Source organism: Collinsella aerofaciens, assembly GCF_041537385.1.
GTDB lineage: Bacteria > Actinomycetota > Coriobacteriia > Coriobacteriales > Coriobacteriaceae > Collinsella > Collinsella aerofaciens_BV.
The window spans coordinates 700,696-724,402 of record NZ_JBGORS010000001.1; the positions used below are offsets into that span (position 1 = coordinate 700,696).

The following is a 23,707-nucleotide window of genomic DNA, read 5'->3' on the forward strand; positions in this document are numbered from 1 at the left end:
ATTCGATCGCGCTGCATAGTACCTCGAGCAAATCGCGACCTGCGGTTTTACTCAAAAGGCGCACGTCAATTGCGTAAAACTCACATCCTCTCAACAGGAGTTTTCCACAACTCAAATGCATAAAGCATGCCAAAAACCCTGTAATAGCGCCCTTCCTATGCAAAAAAGACGCCTGCGCAACCATTGCTTGCGCAGGCGCCTTGAGCAGGCATTTATGCAGTTATACCTATCGAGTCGCAAGGGGTCCTTGCACAAGTCGCCTTACTCGTCCAGCGCGGCGAAGGCCTGCTTCAGATCCCAAATGATGTCCTCGGCGTTCTCGGTACCGATGGAAAGACGGATCGTGGAGGGCGTGATGTTCTGCTCGGCGAGCTCCTCGGCAGAGAGCTGGGAGTGCGTGGTGGTAGCCGGGTGCACGACGAGCGACTTGACGTCGGCCACGTTGGCGAGCAGCGAGAACACCTGCAGATGATCGATGAACTTCCAGGCAGCCTCCTGGCCACCCTTAATCTCAAAGGTGAAGATCGAAGCGCCGCCGTTGGGGAAGTACTTCTGATAGAGCTCGTGATCGGGGTGTTCAGGCAGGCTCGGGTGGTTCACCTTGGCGACATGGCTGTCACCAGCCAGGAACTCAACGACCTTCTTGGTGTTCTCGACATGGCGGTCGACGCGCAGCGACAGGGTCTCGGTGCCCTGGAGCAGGACCCAGGCGTTGAACGGGCTGATGCAGGCACCCTCGTCACGCAGCAGGATGGCACGGACATAGGTTGCGAAGGCGGCGGGACCGGCAGCCTCGGCAAACGAAACACCATGGTAGGAGGGGTTGGGCTCAGCGATCTGGGCGTACTTTCCGCTCGCCTTCCAATCGAAGTTACCGCCGTCGACGATCACACCGCCCAGCGAGGTGCCGTGGCCGCCGATGAACTTGGTTGCGGAGTGGACAACGATGTTGGCGCCATGCTCCAGCGGACGGAACAGATACGGGGTGCCGAAAGTGTTGTCGACGACAACCGGCAGACCGTGCCTCTTGGCGATCTCGGAGATGGCGTCGATGTTGGGGATGTCAGAGTTGGGGTTGCCGAGCGTCTCGAGGTAGATGACCGTAGTGTTGTCCTTGATGGCACCCTCAACCTCTTCCAGGTTATGAGCATCGACAAACGTGGTCTCGACGCCAAACTGGGAGAGCGTATGCTCCAGCAGGTTGTAGGAGCCACCGTAGATGGTCTTCTGAGCCACCACGTGGTCACCAGCCTGGGCAAGAGCCTGCAGGGTATAGGTGATGGCAGCGGCACCGGAGGCAACGGCAAGACCGGCCACGCCACCCTCGAGCGCGGCGATACGGTCCTCAAAGACACCCTGGGTGGAGTTGGTCAGACGGCCGTAGATGTTACCGGCGTCGGCAAGACCAAAGCGGTCGGCGGCGTGCTGGGAGTTGCGGAACACATAGCTCGTGGTCTGGTAGATAGGCACGGCGCGGGAGTCGGATGCGGGGTCGGCGCTCTCCTGGCCAACATGAAGCTGCAGGGTATCGAAACCAAAGGTGTGCTCGGGGTTGTTGATGAACTGGCTCATGATGATCTCCTTGATCGAACGAAGGTAAATAAATAAGAGAAAAATAAGTCGCTGTCTCCTGATCACGCCAACGGGCGCAAACAGGAGCCCGGCATTCGTCTTGGCAAGCAGTTCATATGCGGTCCTCCTTTTGACATCCCGGTTCCGTGGTCGGCTTAATTACCTACCGCCTTTGTGTGTTTTGAATAGTACGAGCATTGTTTCGCTCGGTCAATCACTTAAAAGCGCTAACCTGTTATCGGTTTTTTAGATAGCTATCGAAAGGACGGGCACCGATGACCCTCCAGCAGCTTCGTTTTCTTATCGCCGTGGCAGAGTCCGGCTCAATCAACGCCGCAGCTCAGCGCCTCTATACCGCTCAGTCCAACATCTCAAACGCCGTCAAAAGCCTAGAACAAGAGCTCCATCTGGAGATCTTTACGCGCTCCAGCCGCGGCGTCACGCTCACCAACGACGGCACCGAGCTTTTGGGCTATGCGCGCCAGGTCGTAGAGCAGGCCGACATGCTCGAGGCACGCTACGAGGACGGTGGCACACCGCAAGCCCGCCTCGCCATTTCCGCCCAGCACTACGCCTTTTCGGTCGAGGCCTTTGTCAACGTAGTCGAGCGCTGCCGCGACAGCAAGTTCGAGTTCATCATGCGCGAGACCACCACATCGCAGATCATCGATGACGTCCGTGCGTTTCGCAGCGATATCGGCATTCTGTATCTGGATGACTTTAACGCCCGCGTTCTGCAGAAGGCCTTCGCCGATTCCCGCGCAAGCTTCCATCCCCTATTCGACGCGACGGTCCACGTCTTCGTTAGCGAGCGCCACCCGCTCGCCCGCCGCCCTCAGCTGTCCCTTGCCGACCTCACGCCCTATACGCGCTACAGCTTTGAGCAGGGAACCTCAAACTCCTTCTATTACGCCGAGGAACCTTTTAGCTATATCCCTTGCGACCGCAACATACGAATCTCGGACCGCGGAACACTTACTAACTTACTTATCACGTCGAACGGTTACACCCTGTCGACCGGCGTCCTCTCCAATGAAATGCAATGGGGTATGGCATCGATCCCGTTAGCAGACGCCCCAACGATGCGCGTAGGCTATATCATGCACGACGAGCGCAAACCCTCTCCCCTCTTGCAGCAATACCTCGACGAGCTCAACCGCATCATCCATGCCAACTAACTGTCGGAAGACGGGGTAGAAATCGTAGATTGTTAGCCCCCGGCGGGCATGGCGCTACAATGGTCACTCACATGAAGCGCACTCAACGAAAGGAAGCCCGTGAAGGTCATCATCTACACCGACGGCTCTGCCCGATCAAATCCGGGACGCGGTGGCTACGGCGCCGTGCTCAAATACACCAACCCCGCCGGCAAGACCTTCACCTCCGAGCTTTCGCGCGGCTACGCCAAGACCACCAACAACCGCATGGAACTCATGGCTGTCATCGTGGCGCTCGAGGCGCTCAACCGCCCCTGCGAGGTCGAAGTCCATTCCGATTCGCAGTATGTCGTCAACGCCTTTAACAAGCACTGGATCGACGGCTGGAAAAAGCGCGGATGGAAAACCGCCAACAAGCAACCCGTCAAGAACCGCGACCTGTGGGAGCGCCTACTCACCGCCAAAAGCAAGCACAAGGTTGAGTTCATCTGGGTTAAGGGTCACGCCGGTCACGAGCTCAACGAGCGCTGCGACGAGCTTGCCACCACGGCGGCCGACGGCAGCAACCTCGATATCGACACCGGCTTTAACGAGAGCGACCTGTAACGACGTTTTCGCACGTTTTTGCGTCCCCCTCGCGCTACACTCGTCCTGTAGACCAAACAATGCAAGGGGGACACATGCTGCGCATAGCGACCATCGGCACATCCATGATCACCGACGACTTTACCCAAGTCGTCAATGCCAACGAACAGGCCGTATTCGTGGGCACGCTTTCACGCGATGCCAATCGCGGTGCCGCCTTTACCGCCGAGCGCGGTGGCGAGCGAAACTTTACCTCACTCGATGAGCTTACGGCAGCCGCCGACGTCGACGCCGTCTATATCGGCAGCCCTAACGCACTTCACTATGAGCAGGCCCTTGCCTGCATCGCCGGTGGCAAGCACGTCATCGTCGAGAAGCCCTTCTGCGCCACCGAAGCGCAGGCGCTGGAAGTCTTCCGCGCTGCCGAGGCAGCAGGTGTCGTGGCCCTCGAGGCCATGCGTCCCCTCCACGATCCCGCCTTCCACGCCATCGAGGACGCCCTGGGCGAGATCGCCCCCATCCGCCGCGCCTCATTGCGCTTTGGCAAATATTCCTCGCGCTACAACGAGATTCTCGCGGGGCGCGCCACCAATATCTTCGACTGCCACATGGCCTCGGGCTCCCTCATGGACATCGGCGTCTACACCGTCGAGCCCATGGTCGAGATCTTCGGCATGCCCTCCGGTCTCACCAGCATGACCACGCTGCTTGACCCCTCAACGCAAGAGCTCACGCACGGCCCCATCGATGGCTGCGGTTCCATCCTCGCCAGCTACGGCGGTGGCCGTATCTCCGTCGAGCTCGCGCACTCCAAAATTACGAATGACCTGCTGCCCTCGCAGATCGAAGGCGAGCGTGGCACTATCCAGATTGACCATCTGTCCACGCCCCGCGACGTTCGCATCGACTATCGCGGCGAGGTCGTGCGCGGATCGGCGACCGAAGCGCCGCGCGAGCAAGGCGGCAACGGACGCGCGCTCGACCTTCCCAAGTCAAGCAACACCATGGAATACGAGCTCGCCGACTTTATCACCGCCATCGACGGCGTTCATCACGTTAAAGATGAGATTTGGGAAACGCCGGCAGGACGCCACGAGCTCGGACACTACCGCGATGTCACGCTCGTGTCGCTGCGCATCATGGATGCCGTACGTCAGCAGGCGGGCATCGCCTTCCCCGCTGACTCTAACAAGCAGGCATAGCGATGAGTTTTTTCGACAAGCTTTTCTCGGGCGTCGCCGGCAGCGGCCGCGAACCCCAAAAGCCCTCTGGCGTCGAGCTCGAGCTGCGCCGTAGGCTCACCGTGCTCGCAAGCGACGAGGCCACTCAAGACACTCCCCTGCGCTATTTCCTGCGCTGGGCGGGGCAAGTCCAGGGCGTTGGTTTTCGCTTTACCAACACCAACCTCGCGCAGGCACGCGCACTCACCGGCTGGGTGCGCAACATGGAAGACGGCTCGGTCGAGATGGAGATACAGGGAGCTCCGGCAAACATCTTATCTCATCTCGAGGCGCTTCATGCCTCCTACGAGCGCATGGGAACGCGTTTTCGCCTCGTAGACGCCCAGGCCCGAGCCCCACTTGCCGATGAAGACGGTTTCAGTCCTCGTTATTAGTATTGTGTGCTAAATACGGTATCATTTACCTACGACCGTTGATAGAAAAGAGGCGAGGCGCATGGCGGTGCAAAGAAGGAATACCAGGCAGCGAAAGCTGGTTCTTGACGCCGTGCGCCAAAGCTATAACCATCCCACCGCCGACGAAATCTACAACGTCGTGCGCGCGCAGGATGACAAAATCAGCCGCGGTACGGTCTACCGCAATCTCAATCTCTTGGCCGACGCCGGCGAGATCCTCTCCATCAAGACGCCGGGCGGCAGCCGCTTCGATCGCACGATCGAGCCGCATGCGCATATCATCTGCACCTCGTGCAGCCGCGTCATCGACGTACCGCTCCCCTTCGATGCCCAGCTCGACGCCAAGGCATCCGAGCAAATCGGCTGGCACGTCACATCGCACTACACCATCTTCGAGGGTCTCTGCCCCGACTGCCGGTAGATGTTTGGGACATGCCTACTCGGCAAGTAGACGACGCAGCTCTTCTTCGACCGTGCGCGTGTAGCGGACACGGTCGTTGATGCCGCGCATGGTGGGGTTGCAGCTCTCCATCAGATAGGGATGGCCCACGACGTTGAGCATGTCGCGATCGTTCTCATTGTCGCCAAACGCCATCATCTCATCGGGCGAAATCCCCAGAGCGCGACCGTAATCGGCAAGCGCGGAACCCTTGCCCGAATCAAAGCCGATAAAGTCCGTCCACTCGGTTCCCGACGTCATCACGTCGACACGGTCGCTAAAGAGGCGCTCGAAATACTCCAGCGCCGCCGGCTGCTCTGCCTCGGGCGTCTGGAAGGCAATCTTAATGACATCCTCGTCAATGTCTTCGGGACGGTCGACTATCGCCACATCACAATGGACCTCATAGCGCAGGTGATCAACAAACGCATCGTTGCCGCTCATGGTGTAGAGGTGTCCCTCGCACGAAAGGGTCACGTCGGCATGGGGATACGCAACCACGGCGTTCGCGATATCCATAGCAAGGCTACGCTCCATGGAACGCTTGACAACGGCACGCCCCTCGCTCATCACCAGGGCTCCGTTTTCGCATACATAGACGAGCTCATCGGCCACCGGGGCAAACAGGTAGCGCAGGCTCGCATATTGACGGCCACTCGCCGGCATAAACACGATACCGCGACGATGTAGCTCATCGATAAGCTCAAAGGCCTCGGAACGCGGCTCGCGCTCCCCCGGATGCAGCAACGTGCCGTCCAAATCGCATGCAATCAGCTTGATTCCCTCAAGACCCATATGCTTCCCCCAAAGCCTCCTATCAACAGCAAGACGGACTTTGATTGGTCGCCCCTCAAAGCCCGTCTTGCGCATACGCGCGCTTAGTCGCGCGTCTTTTTAACGATGGTAAAGTCCGGAGCCATGCTCACGACAACATCGGCCGCGCTCGACGCAAAGCGTCGGCCCGCATCGAGCTCGTGCGAAACAATCGAGATTCGAGCTCCCTCGACGCCGCGAAGCATACGGCCCAAAACCGGCTGCACCGGCGTATACATGCGCACGGTATGCTCATCCGAGTCACCCCGGAAGAGCGGCGCATGCATGTTGCCGATCTCCCAGCACGCATGCGCGAGCGCAATCGGATCCATGCGATCGACTTCGACCAAATAGACCTCGGCGCTGCGCAGGCGCACGACAACCACCACGGGCACCATGCCCGAACGGTCAATGGCGAGCACGTCGCCATCGGCAAGACGACCGCCGTCGGCAGTATCCAACCGAACATCGATCGTGCGCCCCAGCTCCGTCACGCCCACAAACGCGCATGCATCAGCCTGGTCCCAATCGAGCAGTAGCTCGTCAACTTCAAAGACACCGCCCAGCTCCCGGCGAAGCAGGAGTTCATAGGACGGATCGTTGAGATTTCCCAAGCATGTCGTCGAAACCAAGCGTTCAGGCATACTCTAGTCCTCGACCTCGACGAGCTCGATATCAAAGTTGAGGTCCTTGCCGGCGAGCTCGTGGTTGGCGTCGAGCGTCACGGCCTCGGGCGTCACGTCGATGACGACGGCAGGGACGGGCATGCCGCTCGGCGTGGACAGGAAGAGCTTCATGCCCTTCTCGATCTGCTCGATATTGGGGACCTGCTCCGCCGGGAAGGTCAGGACCATCTCGGGGTTGTGCTCGCCGTAGGCATCGGCAGCGGGAATGTGCACGGTCTTCTTCTCGCCCACCTGCATGTCGACAACAGCGGCGTCGAAGCCCTTGATCATCTGACCGGCGCCGCAGGTGAACTCCAGCGGCTCGCCGCGATCGTAAGAGCTATCGAACTGCGTGCCGTCGTCGAGCGTGCCACGATAATGGGTCTTGACCTTCTTGCCCTGGTTGGACATGGTAACCTCCGTGATAAGGGCGGCGCACAACGCGGGCCGCCGTGAACATATGGCGCTAACTATACCCTAGTCATACAATTCAAAGACAGTTTGCAAAGAAACGCTGCAACCGGAGGAACTATGGCATATCCCGTATTTGACCTACACTGTGACACCGCCGACCGCATCGGCTGGGCCACGCTCGATCTCGACCTGCGCTTTACCGCCGGCACCGACGGTTATTTCCCCGGCGACGAAACGCATCCGCAAGATTTCGACCTCATCGAGGGCAACGCCTGCGCCATCTCGCTCACAAAGATCGGCAACACGCCGTGGGCACAGTGCTTCGCCACATTTGTCCCCGACGAGATTCCCACCGCCCACGCCGCGCGCTTCCAGGCGCAGATCATGGCGCACATGAGCGGCCAGGCGATGCTCAACCACGACCGTATGGTCAACGTGCGCAGCGCGGCAGACATTCGCCCTGCGCTCAAGGACGGCAAGGTCGCCTGCATCCACACCATCGAAAACGCCACGTTCTTTGCCGAGGACCCCGCGCTGATCGAGGTGCTCAAGAGCCTGGGCGTGCTTATGTCGTCACTCAGCTGGAACGCGCAGGGACCGCTCGCGAGCGGCCACGACACCCACGCCGGCCTCACCGCCGCCGGCATCGAGGCGCTTACGCAGATGGAGCACGCCGGCATGGTGCTCGACGTCTCCCACCTCAACGATGAGTGCTTTGACGAGGTCGCCGCCCGCGCCACGCGTCCCTTCGTCGCCAGCCACTCCAACTCCCGTGCGGTTTGCGGCGCCAAACGCAACCTTACCGACGACCAGTTCCGCGCCATTCGCGATATGGGTGGCATCGTCGGCCTCAACTACTGCAGCGAGTTCCTTTCCAACGACGCAACCGACAAGACCGCCGCAGACGTCACCTTCGACCAGCTGGCGGCGCATATCGAGCACTGGCTCGACCTGGGCGGCGAGGACGTCATCGCGCTCGGCGGCGACTGGGACGGTGCCACTGTGCCCGCTTTCCTCTCCGATGCCAGCAAGATGCCCGAGTTCCAGAACATGCTTTCCAAGCATTTTGGCAAGACCGTGATGCAAAAGCTCTGCAGCGACAACGCGCTTGCCTTCTTCGAGCGTTATTAATTTCACATCCCTTGAGCGGGCCGGCATGCCGAACGGTCGACATGCCGGCCCGTCCCCGATCTGAAGGACCGCTTTTGACGCAGCAGTTTACGATTTCCGCATCCCGACCGGATGGGACGACCATCCCCGTCGTCGTTACCAAAAAGCGCGTCAAGAACTTCAACCTACGCGTCACATCGAGCGGCGAGGTCCACGCCAGCGCACCGATCGGCGCCAGCCGCGAGCGTATCGAAGCGTTTGTGAAGCGCAACAGCGCCTGGATTATCAGCCGACTTGCCCAGCGCGAGCAGCGTCAGGCGACGGCACGAGAGCCGCTCAGCCCCTCGTCCATCACTGCACTTTGGGGCAAGCCCATCACGGTACAGGATGCACTCGATCACAACTTTGCATCACCCGCACCGCGACCCAAACAGGCCACCTTCGCAAGTTTTATGGGTACCGATGAATCGGACGAAGGCCCGCAGGCCAAGCGGCACGCAATCCTCGACGGCCTAACGTCCGACGAGCTCCAAGCCCACATCGACCAGCTCTACGCGTCCGAGGTCACCGCAGCGCTACGCGACATCGTGCACGCGCACGAAATCGCAATGGACGTCACCGTGGCCCGCGTCTCCGTGCGCAGCATGAAAACGCGTTGGGGCTCCTGCACACCCAAAACCGGCGCCATTCGCATCGCGCGCGAGCTCGCCGCCTATCCCATCGAATGCCTCGACATGGTTGTCGCCCACGAGCTCGTCCACTTGCTCGAGCCAAGCCACAATCAGCGGTTTCACGCCCTGCTCGACACGTACTGCCCTAACAATAGAGCTCTGTCGCAGCGGCTCAAGCAGCCACCCCTCAACAAGCTCTAGCGTCGACTAGCGCACGCGCTCGATCTCGACGCCGCAGCTTGCCAGGGGCAGGCCAACAGGAGCCCACGGCTTATCGAGCTTTATGCGCACACCAAGCAGCGAGGGATAACGGCGCAGCAGCATCTGGGCTGTCCCCTCGGCTGCCGCCTCGATGAGCTTAAACGTGTGCTCGCGCAGATAGCCATCGACATCGTGGCACACCGAGCCGTAGTCAATCGAGGCGTCCAGGTTATCGTGCTCCCCCGCCGCGCGCAGGTCGGCATAGAGCACCAGAGAAACGATGAACTTCTGACCCAGCGCGTTCTCCTCGGGATACACGCCATGGTTGGCAAAAACCTCAAGGCCGTCAATAACAATACGATCGGCATGGCGCAGATCGTCATAGCTCACGTGAGGCACCGCCGTTGCGGTGGATATTTCGCCCCTTCCACGGCGGGCGAGCTCAGTACCTTCAGTCTTGGTTGCATTCTCGGGCAGTTTTTTGTTACTCAACGCGATCGTCTCCTTCGTTTAGAACCCCGACCGCGCAAACTAACTACACGCGAATCGACAGGTTCTTTTTATCATCGCTCCAGTTGCAAGCATTGCGCGCGGGGCATGCAAAGCAGGCGCGCGACGCTTTGTCGGCTGCATAGAGCAGACGCTCGAGCGGTTGGCTGTTCACGCGCAGCTTTCGATGGCCCAGAATGGCCGTCTTAATGGCTGCGGCATCGGCCGGCTCAAACGCCACGTCATCGGGCATGCCGCCGAGAATCGCATCAGCGACGCGTTCGCTTGCAACATCATGGGATATACCCGATTCATACTGTTCATCTTTGCCGATATCGTGAAGAAGTGCCGTGGCGTAGATGACCTCGCGGTCAAATTCGAGCTGCTCCTCGAGATTCTTGATCCACATAATGCGAGCGACATCGAGCAGATGGTCAATACCGTGGCGGCAGAAGATGCGCCCCGATTCCAACTGTACGATGTTGCCCAGGTGCCGCCGAAACAGCCCGTTGGCACAAATGTAATCAATGCGAGGCATGGCACCAAAGGGGGCCAGGCCCGAAGCCATAAAGCCGCGACGCGACGTCCCCTCATCGGTCTTCGATGTAAAGTCGTTGACGACTCTCATGGTTAGCGGCCCAGCATCCTAAAGAAACGCTCCTCGAGCGCGGGATCGGTCTCAAAGACGCCGCGGCGAGCAAGCGTCACGGTCTTGGTGCCGGGCTTTTGCACGCCACGCATCGTCATGCACATATGCTCGGCCTCCATCAACACAATCGCTCCCTGGGGAGCGAGATAATCCATGAGGGCATCGGCAACCTGTGTGCACAGTTGCTCCTGCAGCTGAAGACGGCGGGCATAAACCTCAACCGTGCGGGCGAGCTTGGAAAGCCCAGCCACCCGACCGTTAGGGATATAACCAATGGCGGCCTTGCCATAAAACGGCAGCAGATGATGTTCGCACAGCGAGTAGAACGTAATGTCGCGCTCGATAACCAAATCGTTCGAAGCGACGGCAAAGGTTTTGGACAGGTGCTCCTCGGCACTCTGGTCCATGCCGCCGGCGATCTCACCATACATACGGGCAACGCGCGCCGGGGTCTCCAGCAGGCCCTCACGAGTTGGGTCCTCGCCTATGCCCTCAAGCAACAGCTTAATGGCGGCCTCGACTTTTTCCTGATCGACCATCTGGGCCTCACTTTTCCGATTTCACGTTCGCGCTATGGTACCACGCCCTCCGGCATCGACCACAAGCTACATAGTATGGGTCGAATAGACCGGATCATCACGCCAAAGTTCAACCGCATCACAAAGCGCAACGCCCTCGCGCTCAGCACGGGCACGCGTGGCGTTCATATCGATCACGCGCTGGTTACTCGAGCCCCTAAAGCGCAGCGTGATATCGTACAGGTCCTGAACAAACGGGCCGTCCACCAACATATCAAGACAGGTAAGGATACGGTCCGTGACCTCGGTATGGTGGCGTCCTCCCGGCATAAGCTCCTCGAGCACATCGCCGGTAAAACACCAAATGGTCTTTCCTGACCCCGCAGGATAAGCGGCACGAACACGCTCGGCAAACTCAACGAGTCCCGCCTGATTCTCAGGTTCCATAGGCTCGCCGCCCAAAATCGTCAGACCATCGATAAAGGGATGGCCGAGGCTCTCGATAATCTTGTCCTCGACGGCGCGATCAAAGGGCTCGCCCGCGGCAAAGTCCCACGCGACAGAGTTAAAGCAATTCTTGCACCCACGACGGCACCCACTCACAAACAGAGAAGTACGAACGCCTTCCCCATCAGCAATGTCGAAATACTTAATGTTCGCGTAGTTCATAAGTAACCTTCCTGGGGGGTCTGGAGTATATCATTCCGTCCTCAAACATTCTCGGCCTTCGGCCTGCGAAACTGCGGGCGGGACGATATGTCCCGGCCTCATGCAAAGGGTAACTCAATGAACGAAGCGAACATCGAGTATAGGGTTCGAGGTCCAATAAATACTTTGCTGCAGCTCAACCGACTTCGCAAGCAAAGCATTGTTGCGAGTCAACTCATTTCCGCTAAGAACTTCGAGGGGTGATCAGACCGCGCGCTGCATCTCAGCTACGTCAACTTGGCTGAACCGAGAGGGCCGCTTGGGCATTTGCTCGATATGAGTTCCGCACGCAAAGAAGGCCACTTAATGTGGCCTTCGTCTTGCGCAGGACTGTCCGAAATAGCGAGCAAATGCCCAAGCGGCCCTCCCGGCTCAGCCCCGGAGCGGTATTAAAGATGCAGCACGCGGTCGCGGATCTCCTCGGTTCGGCCCTGGTTCCAGAACTGGGTACCGATGTAGCCGCACGTGCGACGGGCGACATTCATCTTCTCCTGGTCACGATTGCCGCAGTTGGGGCACTCCCACACCAGCTTGCCATCGTCCTCGACAATCTTGATCTCGCCATCGTAGCCGCACACCTGGCAATAATCGCTCTTGGTGTTGAGCTCGGCGTACATGATGTTGTCGTAGATGTACTGCATCACGCGGATGACAGCCTTGAGGTTGTCCTGCATGTTGGGAACCTCGACGTAGGAAATGGCACCGCCCGGCGAAAGCTGCTGGAACATGCCCTCGAACTTGAGCTTGTCGAATGCGTCGATCTCCTCGGACACGTGGACGTGGTAGCTGTTGGTGATGTAGCCCTTGTCCGTCACGCCCGGGATGATGCCAAAACGACGCTGCAGGCACTTGGCGAACTTGTAGGTCGTCGACTCAAGCGGGGTACCGTACAGCGAGAAGTCAATATCGCTTTCGGCCTTCCACTCGGCGCACTTATCGTTCATACGCTGCATGACGGCCATGGCAAAGGGCGTGCCCTCCTTCTCGGTGTGGCTGTGGCCCGTCATGTACTTGACGCACTCATACAGGCCGGCATACCCCAGGCTGATGGTGGAATAGCCGCCCACGAGCAGCTTGTCGATCGTCTCGCCCTTCTTCAGGCGGGCGAGGGCACCGTACTGCCAAAGAATCGGTGCGGCATCCGAAAGCGTACCCATCAGACGCTCATGACGGCACAGCAGGGCGCGGTGGCACAGCTCGAGGCGCTCGTCGAAGATTTTCCAGAACTTGTCCATGTCCTGATGCGAGCTCAGCGCGACATCGGGCAGGTTGATGGTCACAACGCCCTGGTTAAAGCGACCGTAGTACTTGGGCTTGTCCGGGTCATAGTTCAGCGCGTTGGCCACATTGTTAAATCCGTTACCGGAGCGGTCGGGCGTCAAGAAGCTGCGGCAACCCATGCAGGTGTAGCAATCGCCGTTGCCAGCGGTCTCGCCCTTAGACAGCTTGAGCTCGCGCATCTTCTTCTCGGAGATGTAGTCGGGCACCATGCGCTTGGCGGTGCACTTGGCAGCCAGCTGGGTCAGGTAGAAGTACGGGGAATTCTCGTGAACGTTATCGTCCTCGAGTACATAGATAAGCTTGGGGAATGCCGGGGTAATCCACACACCGGCCTCGTTCTTAACGCCCTCATAGCGCTGACGGAGCGTCTCCTCCACGATCATGGCAAGGTCGTGCTTCTCCTGCGCTGAGCGAGCCTCGTTGAGATACATGAAGACCGTCACGAACGGCGCCTGGCCGTTGGTGGTCATAAGGGTCACGACCTGATACTGGATCGTCTGGACGCCGCGACGGATCTCGTCACGCAGGCGGTCCTCAACAACCTCGCGGACCTTTTCGGGAGATGCGGAAACGCCGAGCTCCTCGAGCTCGCGGGCGACCTCGCCGCGAATCTTCTGACGGCTCACCTCGACGAACGGGGCAAGATGGGTCAGCGAAATCGACTGGCCACCGTACTGGGAGGAAGCAACCTGGGCGATGATCTGCGTCGCGATGTTGCAAGCCGTCGAGAAGCTGTGCGGCTTCTCAATCAGCGTACCCGAGATAACAGTACCGTTCTGGAGCATATCCTCCAGGTTCACCAGGTCGCAGTTATGCATGTGCTGGGCAAAGTAGTCCGAATCATGGAAGTGGATCAGGCCCTCATTGTGAGCATCCACGATCTCCTGGGGCAGCAGCACACGCTGAGTCAGGTCCTTGGAAATCTCGCCGGCCATGTAGTCACGCTGAACGGAATTGACGGTCGGGTTCTTGTTGGAGTTCTCCTGCTTAACCTCTTCGTTGTTGCACTCGATGAGCGACAGAATCTTGTCGTCGGTCGTGTTCTTCTGGCGCTTCAGGCTCTGAACATAGCGATAGATGATGTAATGGCGGGCAACCTCGTAGCAGTCGAGACGCATGATCTCGTCCTCGACCAGATCCTGAATCTCCTCGACCGACACGGTGTGGCCCGCGTTCTCGCATGCCTCGGCGACGTTTTGTGCCGCGTAAACCACCTGGCGGTCGGTAAGACGAGAGCTCTCCTCGACCTCCAAGTTTGCGGCGCGGATGGCATTGACGATCTTATCGATGTCAAAGACAACCTCGGTGCCGCTGCGCTTGATGATCTTCATCCTCTTGCCTCTTTCGCTTCGTAGCCTCATCGCGCTTCAGAGCCAAACGATGCCCGGCAGGGCTTGCCCCTGTCTTGCGGCGCCGTCGCGCAATCTGTGTTCTCGATAAACCATAAGCCTCCATGCGGACATTCCCTAGAGCCAATCAAGCGGCTCAAAGACACGTTCAAAAGAGGCAGTTAAGGTCTTCGTTCTCTGTCCGCCATCTATCATACGACAAAGAGGCATCTATATCCTGTATTCTTTTTTTAGATCAAACACAACATATAGTGTTTCAGCAGGTCAAAGCAATTAGTCATTTTGCAGACGCATTAAAAATGAGGGGTTCTTGGCAAGTCGGTAAAACGTTACCAACACGGCTACCTGCATGGCAGTTATAAAACCCCCTTAGTCAAGCCGCTGACAAATCCTACCAAAACCAAGCCGCTCATGCCAAAAGAATCCAAAAGATTATGCTTGACCAACATGTTGCGGTCACGATCGGCCAGGACGTATGCAATCTGCCGGCACCTCTACGGGATGCGAAGACCATCGCGTACAGACCTTGGATCAATATTTGGCGGCTTATTTGGCGGCGTGCTTGGTGGCAAAACAAAACAGCCCAGAGGACATAGCCTCTGAGCTGCGAACATTTGGTGGGCGTTAGAAGATTTGAACTTCTGACCTCTTCCGTGTCAGGGAAGCGCTCTCCCCCTGAGCTAAACGCCCAAATGGAGCGGACAACGGGGCTCGAACCCGCGACCCCAACCTTGGCAAGGTTGTGCTCTACCAACTGAGCCATGTCCGCTTACAAGGATTAATCTTACGTGATGCCCGCATCCTATGCAAGAACTTTTTTTGAAAAGATTTGCGACGCCCTCGCGAGCCTCATGAAGGCATCAGACACCACGGAAGGCGCAGGCAAACGCAAACTCGCCGCAAGAGGCCTCTACATCTCACCGAGCATGATCCAGACAGAGCTGTCCTGCGCAAGTCTGCCGTCTGCAAGCGGTGATGAGGTGAGCAGGACCTTGCCCGCCGGCAGCTCCACGGGTGCTGCACCGAAGTTCGTCACACACGCCCAGCCGTTGTCGCGGCGATAGGCGATGACGCCGCCCTCAGCGCCCTCGGCACCATCCGCAAGGCCGGTGCGCCCGTCAAGATCGAGCCACGCAAGATCGTTGGCGCACCCGCGCAGCTTGCGCCGCAGCCAGAGGGCGTCACGATAGAGCGCAAGCATCGATGTCGGGTCCGCTTCTTCCCTATCGGCAGCGTAATCGGAAAACCATGCAGGCTGCGGCAGATGGGGCGCCGCATCGGCGTCCGCCGGTGAAAACCCAAACGATCCGCCCTGCGTGGGATCGTCCGCTGCCACCCACGGCAGGGGCACGCGGCAGCCGTCGCGCCCCTTCTCGCGCTTCGGTCCGTGCGTATTGGTCGCAGTAGGATCTTCGAGTGCGGCCCACGGGATATCGGCCACCTCAAAAAGGCCGAGCTCCTCACCCTGATACACGTATGCCGAGCCCGGAAGCGCCAGCTCGAGCAAAAGGGCCGCCCGCGCGCGGCGCTCGCCGAGTTCACGGTCCTCGTCATAAGACGACCCGTCGCGTAAGAGCCAGTCGAGCGCAATCTGGTGGTAGCGCGTCGCCTTGATCTGCGGCAGGGCATAGCGCGTCGCCACGCGCGGCACGTCGTGGTTGGAAAGTACCCAGGTCGAGGCAGAGTCGGATTCGATGGCCGCCTTCAAGCCCTCCTCGATTGCAGCATGCATGTCATCATAGGTCCAAGTGGCCTTGGCGAACTCAAAGTTGAATGTCTGGCCAAGCTCGCTGGGGCGCGCGTAGAGATACTGGCGCTCGGGCAGCACCCACGCCTCGGCAACGGCGCTGCGTGGCGGATCATAGCGGTCGAACACGCGGCGCCACTCGCGATAGATCTCGTGGACCTCGTTGCGGTCCCACAGCGGATGGGTGCCGTCCTCAACCATGTCATCGCCCTCGGCGAGATGCCACCGGTCAAGATCATCGCGGTCGAGATCCTTGGCGAGACCGTGCGCTACATCAATGCGAAAGCCATCGACGCCTCGATCGCTCCAAAACGCCAGGACGTCGCAAAAGAACGCGCGAACCTCGGGGCACGACCAGTCAAAGTCCGGCTGCTCGGGCGTAAACATGTGCAGATACCATTGACCGTCCGCGACGCGCGTCCAGGCGGGGCCGCCAAAGTTGGCATTCCAATTGGTGGGAGGCAGCTCGCCGTGCTCGCCGCGACCATCGCGGAAGATATAACGGGCGCGCTCGGGCGATCCAGGGCCGGCGGCAAGAGCGGCTTTGAACCAGGGGTGCTGGTTGGACGAATGGTTGGGCACGATGTCGACGATGACCTTGATGCCGCGCGCGTGAGCCGCAGCGATCATGTCATCGAAGTCGTCAAGTGAGCCGAGACGTGGGTCGACATCGCAGTAGTCCGCCACATCATAGCCGCCATCAACAAGAGGTGATGGATAAAACGGGCTCAGCCAGATGGCCTCGATACCCAGCCGCTCAAGATAGTCCATCTGCTGGGTAATGCCCGCGATATCGCCCAGACCCGAACCAGTCGAATCCTTAAACGAGCGCGGGTAGATTTGATAAATCGCGGCATCGGACATCCATGAGCGCGAAGAGGACTTTTCTGTAGCCATGGGGTGCGCCTCCCTTGCAACGAGGTTTTGCGAGATGCCCACGATGATACGCCCAAAGCGGACATTCGCGGCAAACAACGCCACAGCCACGCCCCAAACGCTCGCTCCCTCACGGGTTCGAGCCCAGGCGACGGGTACAAAAAAGCCCGGCTACCGTAGTAGTCGGGCTGCTGCGTTTGGAGCGGACAACGGGGCGTCCGCGTATCCGCTTCGCGGATCCGCACCGGCTTCGGCCGCCTGCTGGCGTCCTCGCCAGCTCGCTACAAACGCTCCGCGTTTGCTTAACGCTCGCTCCCTCTCGGGTTCGAGCCCAGGCGATGGGTACGAAAAAGCCCGGCTACCGTAGTAGTCGGGCTGTTGCGCTTGGAGCGGACAACGGGGCTCGAACCCGCGACCCCAACCTTGGCAAGGTTGTGCTCTACCAACTGAGCCATGTCCGCATATGTAAAACAAAACGGGCGCCGGAGCGCCCGGATGTTGCCTGGAGGCGAAGCCCGGATTCGAACCGGGGGTAAAGGCTTTGCAGGCCTCTGCCTTACCACTTGGCCACTTCGCCGAAAAAGGACCGCCTAAACGGTCCGTAAATGCAATGGAGCGGACAACGGGGCTCGAACCCGCGACCCCAACCTTGGCAAGGTTGTGCTCTACCAACTGAGCCATGTCCGCTTGCGGGTTATTAATTTACGCGAGTTGTCCAAAAGACGCAAGTACTTTTTTCAAAAAAGTTGCCTGCCGCATGTTCTTGGTAGCTAAACGCGCCAAAGCGATTGGCTAGGCACACGATTCGAGCGCTCCGCTAAACAGCTTCACCATCTGCACGCGCGTGCCGGCGCCATCCGTACGACGGGCAACCTCCACATTATCGACGAGCATGCGCATAAGCTTGATACCACGTCCGCGTTCCTCGGATGCCACCGGCTCGCTCGCCCCATCGATAGAATAGCCAGCGCCCCGATCAAGCACCTCGAGCACAACACGGTCCCCGTAGGCCTGAACCGTCAGGATACAGCCAACACCGCCCGCATGGTCATATGCGTTACCCAATGCCTCCCCCAGCGCCAATGCGACGTCATAACGTTCATCACGCCTCAGGGGAAGTGATTCGAGAAGCTCGGCCACACGGTGCCGATAATACGGGAGATTCTCGATGCCTCGCTGCACTTCGATGCTCTTGCCCCATCGTGGCAACTCTCCCACCGGAATGGCGGGAATCGACTCACGCGCCGGACCCGCAACATGAAGGATGTCGACAAGTCGGGCAATCTCCAAAAATCGAATGACCTCATCGGAGGCGTTAACGAGCGAAAGCAGGCCCTCTCGCCTCATGAGCTCTCTTGCACGTGTAAGCAAAAACGCCAAACCCGTCGAGTCGATAAAGCCTACGGCCTGGCAATTGATGACAACACGACGCACGCCCCGGTCGATCAAATTATCCAACCGTCGGCGCAGCACGGACACCGAGGCGATGTCGATATCGCCTGGTGGCGTCAGAACCGCTATGTCATTCCACTCATTCATACGACCATGGTTCCCCAAAAGAGCTCGCTCGATGCATACGTATCTGCAACAGCGCAGATTTTGCCCGTCAAGCATCGCGGTCTACGATCGACCCCGTAAAAACTCAAGGGAAACCAGCGCGATGTCATCGTCCAGCGCTGATTCGGTAAATCGGTCAAGCTCGCCCAAGACCTTGCCGCAGATTCCCGATACGCCCTCCCCCGAAACAGAAAGCAGAAGATCGCGCAAACGCTGCTCGCCAAAGAACGCTCCGGCGCGGTCGCGGGCCTCAATCGTTCCATCCGTATACATGAAGAGCATGTCACCGGGGGCGAACGTAAACACGCCTGTCTCGTACACCATGCTCTCAAAAGCACCGATTACGCCCGATTGGCATCCAAGCAGCTCGACCTCTCCCCCACGGGCCTCGCCGCCACCCAGCGGCATCGACTCTGGCCTAATGACCATGGTCGGAGGATGGCCCGCCGAACAATACGTTGCGCGTCCGGCTTTAAGGTCAATCTTGGCGATAAACGCCGTCACGAACGTCTCGACCCTCGAAAAGCCCATGAGCATGCTGTTAAGGGAGCGTGCCATGCGGGCCGGTCCAGCGCCCTCCCAGGCATATGCCGTCAGGGCCGTCTTGACGAGCGCGGACATCGATGCGGCCTCAATGCCTTTGCCAGACACATCACCCAGAATCATGACGGCGCAATCGTCGGGAAGTCGGATGAGCGTATAGAAATCGCCGCCGACCAACGCCGAGTTCGTGGCCGACAGGTACACCGAATCGGTTGCGATACCCGGAACATCCCCCAGGGAATTTCTCATGCCGATCTGGAGGGTCTGAGCGATATGGCGCTCCTCGCGCTTTTGAGATTCGCCTTCGTAGATCAGTTCAAAGTCATGCGCCAAGTGCACCAAGTAGTCATATTCAAGGTCATCAATCGGCTCTTGGCTGCCATCACGAAGCAGCAGCGCGCGCGTCGTCGGCCCCTTCGCAACAGAAGCAGGAACAATCGCGTCGTTACTGTGCTTGCCATCACCCTCAGAGCGCGGGCGCCCCGCCTCGATGCCGGAGTCGACGTAGAGGCCCTGACAAGGCAGACCATGCGCCCTAAGCCAGCCTCCCATAGGCATCGATTCGTCAACGCGAGTTATACGGACGTGTTTAAGGCCCTCGGCACTCGTGCCGCCCAAAACAGATGCCTCAAAGCCGTCAGGGCCAGCTCCCAGACGTGCCGCCGGCGCCGTCGTAGAAAAGAAAAGCTTCTCGGGATCGTCCGGCAAAGCAACGCGACTGCCGCCTTCAAAATCTATGACGTAGGAATCCAGACTGGCGTCATACTCAATAGGGCAAAAATGGCAGTTGAGCATATTGCAGATCTCGGACGATACCGCCTGGGTAGCCGCGGCGGAATCGTCTAGAAAGGTAAACAACTCATCACGTAAGACATTGAGCGAGCGGCCAAGCTCGGCCGTGCGACGAGAGCGAAGACTCGATGCCATGCCGACCAGTTGGATAGACAAGTAATCGCAAATGACCTCGAGTACATTAACGTCATAGGCGAGCGGTGCCTGGGGGCGTTTCCAACCAACTTCCAGCACGCCAAGGATCTGCGTACCGTAAAAAACGGGAAGACAGATCTCGCTGCGGTACGGAGGCATATCCTGCATGCGCAACAGGTGCTTAGAACGATTGTCCAGGTCCATAAACATACCGGAGGCGGCCTTATCACCCTTAAGGTCCTGTTGAATCGACAAGCGACAGGCACGCGACTCACGAAGAACATACGTCGGAATGCCAGCGCCATACGGCAAAAACTCAGGCAGGTAGCTGTCGTACAGCTCCTTGGAAACACCGCGAAGTTTAAAACCGCCGCTCTCAGAAAAATAGATAGCAGCACCCGAAGCATCGAGCGTTCCTACAAGCTGGTTCAAAACGGTATCAAGTAGGCTGGGCAGCTCATCGGAGCCCACGGTACTCATAATGACCGAGAGCGTGCCAGAGAGGCGCTTGTTAGCCACTCTAAGCTCCGAAAGAGCACGCTTGAGCTGACGGTCGTGCGAATACTGTTCTTCGATGCTATGGAGCGCCACCAGGACACGTGGCGCGCGGCGCCCAAAGATGCGTGGAGGCGTTACGGAGCCCGCGCGAACCAAGACGGGGATAAAGGAGCCGTCACTCAGCTTGAGCATCAGTTCGTTCTCGGAGCCATCAGTTTCAAATGGCAGACGATGTTCCGTCGCACGTTCAAAAGCGGACGAGTACAGGACGTCTTTAACATCTCCACCAATGACGTCGGCGCGTTCCTCGCGCATCAAACCAAGTAAGCGATTATTCACATGCAGAATGGTTCCGTCGAGCTCGCAGATGATGACAGCATCGCTCGTGATCTCGACTAGTTGGGCAACGTCTGCCCGCTCGTTGCGTTCAAGCGTTTCCATCGTGGACCCCACCGTCTATCGGTAACAAAAAAGCCTCCGAAGAGGCTTCTCAAATGCGATGGTGTCGGAGGCGGGACTTGAACCCGCATGACCAAAAAGCGGTCACTAGCACCTCAAGCTAGCGCGTCTGCCAATTCCGCCACTCCGACATGCTATGTTGTTGATTCGCGGTTCGTTTTGTTAGACCCGCGCGTTCAACGAGGAAGATAATAACCTATGATTCGAGAACTGTGCAAGCACTTTTTTCAAAAAAGTTTACGAATTTGTAAATGCGCAGGTAGATCCATATGTCCGGGTCGGAATGGGGGCAACTTCCCAACGCGTCCTCGGGCATGCGGTACATTTTGATTCGCGCTTCGCGCTACAAAATGTACCGCCCCCTGCGGAATGCGTTGGGAAGTTGCCCCCATTCCGACCCTGCGTTAACGCACTTCAAGCACAGTTCTCAAACATGTTCTGGGGCTGATAAGAATTTAGTGGCTCGGCCTTGCCGAGCCCTTATATAAGGAGGCCGGAGCTAAAGCTCCGGCCTCACTCAATTTCTCATCAGATTAAGTGAGCGATCGAGGAATCGCACTCCCCCTGCAGAGTTGCCGCAGGGCCCGCCCTGAAGTTATTTTTCAGAACACTCCGCAGGACGCAAGAAACCCCCGCCGCACGAAGTGCGCAGCGGGGGTTTCTTGCATGTCCGAGGACGTTCTGAAAAATAACTTCAGGGCGGGCCCGAACGATAACAACCGACTACAGGTCGATGTGCGATTCCTTGATCGGGAACGGCTCCGCGAAGTGGCACGCGCAGCAGTGACCAGGTGCAACTTCCTTAAACTCGGGAAGCTTCTCAGAGCAGATACCCTGAGCGATCGGGCAGCGAGTGTGGAAACGGCAACCGGTCGGCGGATCCAGCGGCGACGGCGGATCGCCAGCGAGGATGATGCGCTTGCGGGTCTTCTGGATATCAGGATCGGGAACCGGCACGGCAGACAGCAGCGACTGCGTGTACGGATGGTGAGGCTCGCTGTAGAGCGTCTTCCAGTCCGAAACCTCAACCATCTTACCCAGATACATAACGGCAACGCGATCGGAAATGTGCTGCACGACGGACAGGTCGTGAGCGATAAACAGATACGCGGTACCGAACTTGTCCTGGAGCTCCTTAAGAAGGTTCAGAACCTGGGCCTGAATGGATACGTCAAGTGCAGAGACAGGCTCGTCGCAGATAATCAGCTTGGGCTTCAGAGCGAACGCGCGGGCGATGCCGACACGCTGGCGCTGGCCGCCCGAGAACTCGTGCGGATAACGGTTGATGTGCTCGGGATTCAGACCGACGACGTCCAGCAGCTCGCGGACGCGCTCGATACGCTCCTCCTTGGTACCCACGCCATGAATGGTCATGGGCTCGGAGACGATCTCGCCGATGGTCATACGGGGATTGAGCGAAGCATAGGGATCCTGGAAGATGAACTGCATCTCGCGACGCATGTCCTTGATCTCATGCTTGCTCATCTCGGCAACATCTTTACCCTGGAAGAACACCTTACCGGCGGTCGGCTTGGTCAGGCGCATGATGGTGCGACCCGTCGTGGACTTACCGCAACCAGACTCACCAACCAGACCAAAGGTCTCGCCCGGATAAATCTCGAACGAAATGTCATTTACTGCAGAGACAACACGCTTGGAGAAGCGCTTGGCGAACATGCCGGACTCAGCGGGGAACTCCTTAGAGAGGTGCTCGACCTTCAGCAGCGGAGTACGCTCGTTGGTATCTGCCATTACGCCTCGCCTCCCTTCTTGGAATCCTTGCGCGTACGGGACGTCTCAGGAGCGTTCTTGAGGAACTCGGGGTCACCGGAGTAGTGGCACGCAGAGTAATGACCAGACTCGGTGACAACGCGCTCGGGGCGCTGCTTGCGGCACTTGTCCGTCGCATAGGGACAACGAGGCGAGAACACGCAGCCCTCAGGCAGGTTCATGAGCGAAGGCGGGTTGCCGTGAATCGGCGTAAGCGGCTTCTTCTCTTCGATGGCCTGCTCCGGGATGGAGCGGATAAGACCCCAGGTGTAGGGGTGGCGACTCTCGTAGAAGATTTCCTCAGCAGTACCGAACTCGACGGGACGGCCGGCGTACATAACCATGATCTTATCGGCCATATCGGCAACGACGCCCAGGTCATGGGTAATCATGATGATGGCGTTGCCGTTCTTCTCCTGCATTTCCTGCATGAGCTCGATAATCTGAGCCTGAATGGTAACGTCCAGAGCCGTCGTGGGCTCGTCGGCAATCAGGATATCGGGATCGCAGGCAAGAGCCATAGCGATCATGACACGCTGACGCATACCGCCGGAGAACTGGTGCGGATACTCATTGACGCGTTTCTCGGGCTCGGGGATACCCACGAGGTCCAAAAGCTCGGTAGCGCGCTTGAGCGCCTCCTGCTTGGAGTAGCCACGGTGCAGACGAAGGCCCTCGCCCACCTGCTTGCCGATCTTATAGACCGGGTTCAAGGAGGTCATAGGATCCTGGAAGATCATCGCGATGTCGTTTCCGCGAATGTGCTGCATCTCTTCCTCGGTCATCTCGAGGATAGAACGACCGCGATAGCGAACGTCGCCGCCCTCGATCTTTCCCGGAGGCATCGAGATGAGGCCCATGATGGTCATGGCGGTCACGGACTTACCGGAGCCGGACTCACCGACGACACCCAGGGTCTCGCCGCGATCGAGCGTGTAGGACACACCGTCGACAGCGCGAACGACACCATCCTCGGTATGGAAATACATCTTAAGGTCATCGACCTCGAGCAGATGCTGGCCCTCGGGAACCGGCTGGTCCTTCAGGTCCACATAGTTCTTGTTCTTCTTCAT

General features: G+C 58.7%; 21 protein-coding genes and 6 tRNA genes. 7 read left to right on the top strand and 20 right to left on the bottom strand.

What is annotated here, in order from left to right; genetic code table 11:
- Positions 1–261: 261 nt before the first annotated feature.
- Positions 262–1,572: an O-acetylhomoserine aminocarboxypropyltransferase/cysteine synthase family protein gene (locus ACEG18_RS03175; protein WP_372541211.1), complete on the bottom strand. Its 1,311-nt coding sequence runs from the start codon at positions 1,570–1,572 to the stop codon at positions 262–264.
- Positions 1,573–1,847: 275 nt separating this feature from the next.
- Here ACEG18_RS03175 and ACEG18_RS03180 point away from each other — a divergent pair, with 275 nt between their 5' ends.
- From ACEG18_RS03180 to ACEG18_RS03200, 5 genes are all read left to right on the top strand, one after another.
- On the top strand, positions 1,848–2,750 hold the full coding sequence (locus ACEG18_RS03180; protein WP_372541212.1) for a LysR family transcriptional regulator: 903 nt from the start codon (positions 1,848–1,850) through the stop codon (positions 2,748–2,750).
- Positions 2,751–2,849: 99 nt separating this feature from the next.
- The gene (rnhA, locus tag ACEG18_RS03185; protein WP_117564440.1) at positions 2,850–3,335 is read left to right on the top strand and encodes a ribonuclease HI; all 486 of its coding nucleotides are present in this window, start codon (positions 2,850–2,852) and stop codon (positions 3,333–3,335) included.
- Positions 3,336–3,409: 74 nt separating this feature from the next.
- The gene (locus ACEG18_RS03190; RefSeq protein ID WP_372541213.1) at positions 3,410–4,516 is read left to right on the top strand and encodes a Gfo/Idh/MocA family protein; all 1,107 of its coding nucleotides are present in this window, start codon (positions 3,410–3,412) and stop codon (positions 4,514–4,516) included.
- Positions 4,517–4,518: 2 nt separating this feature from the next.
- On the top strand, positions 4,519–4,929 hold the full coding sequence (locus ACEG18_RS03195; protein ID WP_372541214.1) for an acylphosphatase: 411 nt from the start codon (positions 4,519–4,521) through the stop codon (positions 4,927–4,929).
- Positions 4,930–4,990: 61 nt separating this feature from the next.
- Complete coding sequence (locus ACEG18_RS03200; protein ID WP_172677978.1) at positions 4,991–5,371, top strand: Fur family transcriptional regulator; 381 nt, start codon at positions 4,991–4,993, stop codon at positions 5,369–5,371.
- A 15-nt stretch (positions 5,372–5,386) separates the two neighbouring features.
- Here the strand turns inward: ACEG18_RS03200 and ACEG18_RS03205 are convergent, their stop codons facing one another.
- The 3 genes from ACEG18_RS03205 to ACEG18_RS03215 all read right to left on the bottom strand — a co-directional run bounded on the left by ACEG18_RS03205 (position 5,387) and on the right by ACEG18_RS03215 (position 7,278).
- The gene (locus tag ACEG18_RS03205; RefSeq protein ID WP_372541215.1) at positions 5,387–6,184 is read right to left on the bottom strand and encodes an HAD-IIB family hydrolase; all 798 of its coding nucleotides are present in this window, start codon (positions 6,182–6,184) and stop codon (positions 5,387–5,389) included.
- A gap of 83 nt (positions 6,185–6,267) precedes the next feature.
- Entirely contained in the window at positions 6,268–6,846 is a 579-nt protein-coding gene (locus tag ACEG18_RS03210) for an urease accessory protein UreE (RefSeq protein ID WP_372541216.1), read from the bottom strand.
- Positions 6,847–6,849: 3 nt separating this feature from the next.
- Positions 6,850–7,278 (bottom strand): FKBP-type peptidyl-prolyl cis-trans isomerase, encoded by a 429-nt coding sequence (locus ACEG18_RS03215; protein WP_117817160.1) that lies wholly within the window; start codon positions 7,276–7,278, stop codon positions 6,850–6,852.
- 120 nt (positions 7,279–7,398) lie between these two features.
- Between ACEG18_RS03215 and ACEG18_RS03220 the strand changes: the two genes are divergently transcribed.
- Complete coding sequence (locus tag ACEG18_RS03220) at positions 7,399–8,412, top strand: dipeptidase (RefSeq protein ID WP_372541217.1); 1,014 nt, start codon at positions 7,399–7,401, stop codon at positions 8,410–8,412.
- Positions 8,413–8,486: 74 nt separating this feature from the next.
- Positions 8,487–9,263 carry a M48 family metallopeptidase gene (locus ACEG18_RS03225; protein ID WP_372541218.1) on the top strand — a complete coding sequence of 259 codons (777 nt, stop codon included), beginning with the start codon at positions 8,487–8,489 and terminating at the stop codon, positions 9,261–9,263.
- Between the two features lie 6 nt (positions 9,264–9,269).
- Here ACEG18_RS03225 and folB read toward each other — a convergent pair whose 3' ends face one another.
- The 16 genes from folB to ACEG18_RS03305 all read right to left on the bottom strand — a co-directional run bounded on the left by folB (position 9,270) and on the right by ACEG18_RS03305 (position 23,707).
- Complete coding sequence (gene folB, locus ACEG18_RS03230) at positions 9,270–9,755, bottom strand: dihydroneopterin aldolase (RefSeq protein WP_117637452.1); 486 nt, start codon at positions 9,753–9,755, stop codon at positions 9,270–9,272.
- Between the two features lie 43 nt (positions 9,756–9,798).
- Positions 9,799–10,380: an HD domain-containing protein gene (locus tag ACEG18_RS03235; protein WP_172622418.1), complete on the bottom strand. Its 582-nt coding sequence runs from the start codon at positions 10,378–10,380 to the stop codon at positions 9,799–9,801.
- A 2-nt stretch (positions 10,381–10,382) separates the two neighbouring features.
- A complete protein-coding gene (folE, locus tag ACEG18_RS03240) occupies positions 10,383–10,940 on the bottom strand; it encodes a GTP cyclohydrolase I FolE (RefSeq protein ID WP_055251394.1) in 558 nt (185 codons plus the stop codon).
- Positions 10,941–11,006: 66 nt separating this feature from the next.
- Positions 11,007–11,588, bottom strand: coding sequence for an anaerobic ribonucleoside-triphosphate reductase activating protein (gene nrdG, locus ACEG18_RS03245; protein WP_372541219.1), 582 nt, complete (start codon positions 11,586–11,588; stop codon positions 11,007–11,009).
- 428 nt (positions 11,589–12,016) lie between these two features.
- Positions 12,017–14,239 (bottom strand): anaerobic ribonucleoside-triphosphate reductase, encoded by a 2,223-nt coding sequence (nrdD, locus tag ACEG18_RS03250; protein WP_372541220.1) that lies wholly within the window; start codon positions 14,237–14,239, stop codon positions 12,017–12,019.
- A 633-nt stretch (positions 14,240–14,872) separates the two neighbouring features.
- Positions 14,873–14,947 (bottom strand) — tRNA-Val (locus ACEG18_RS03255).
- Positions 14,948–14,950: 3 nt separating this feature from the next.
- Positions 14,951–15,026 (bottom strand) — tRNA-Gly (locus ACEG18_RS03260).
- A gap of 141 nt (positions 15,027–15,167) precedes the next feature.
- Positions 15,168–16,901, bottom strand: a complete 1,734-nt coding sequence (locus ACEG18_RS03265; protein WP_372541221.1) for a glycoside hydrolase family 13 protein — start codon at positions 16,899–16,901, stop codon at positions 15,168–15,170.
- Between the two features lie 364 nt (positions 16,902–17,265).
- Positions 17,266–17,341 (bottom strand) — tRNA-Gly (locus ACEG18_RS03270).
- Positions 17,342–17,383: 42 nt separating this feature from the next.
- Positions 17,384–17,457: transfer RNA gene (locus tag ACEG18_RS03275), tRNA-Cys, on the bottom strand.
- A 34-nt stretch (positions 17,458–17,491) separates the two neighbouring features.
- Positions 17,492–17,567, bottom strand: a tRNA-Gly gene (locus ACEG18_RS03280).
- A 105-nt stretch (positions 17,568–17,672) separates the two neighbouring features.
- Positions 17,673–18,419 carry an anti-sigma factor antagonist gene (locus ACEG18_RS03285; protein WP_372541222.1) on the bottom strand — a complete coding sequence of 249 codons (747 nt, stop codon included), beginning with the start codon at positions 18,417–18,419 and terminating at the stop codon, positions 17,673–17,675.
- 81 nt (positions 18,420–18,500) lie between these two features.
- A complete protein-coding gene (locus ACEG18_RS03290) occupies positions 18,501–20,846 on the bottom strand; it encodes a GAF domain-containing SpoIIE family protein phosphatase (RefSeq protein WP_372541223.1) in 2,346 nt (781 codons plus the stop codon).
- A gap of 59 nt (positions 20,847–20,905) precedes the next feature.
- A tRNA-Leu gene (locus ACEG18_RS03295) sits at positions 20,906–20,995 on the bottom strand.
- 592 nt (positions 20,996–21,587) lie between these two features.
- On the bottom strand, positions 21,588–22,616 hold the full coding sequence (locus ACEG18_RS03300) for an ABC transporter ATP-binding protein (protein WP_022094888.1): 1,029 nt from the start codon (positions 22,614–22,616) through the stop codon (positions 21,588–21,590).
- Positions 22,616–23,707 (bottom strand): ABC transporter ATP-binding protein, encoded by a 1,092-nt coding sequence (locus tag ACEG18_RS03305; RefSeq protein ID WP_022094887.1) that lies wholly within the window; start codon positions 23,705–23,707, stop codon positions 22,616–22,618. The genes ACEG18_RS03300 and ACEG18_RS03305 overlap by 1 nt, the downstream gene beginning before the upstream one ends.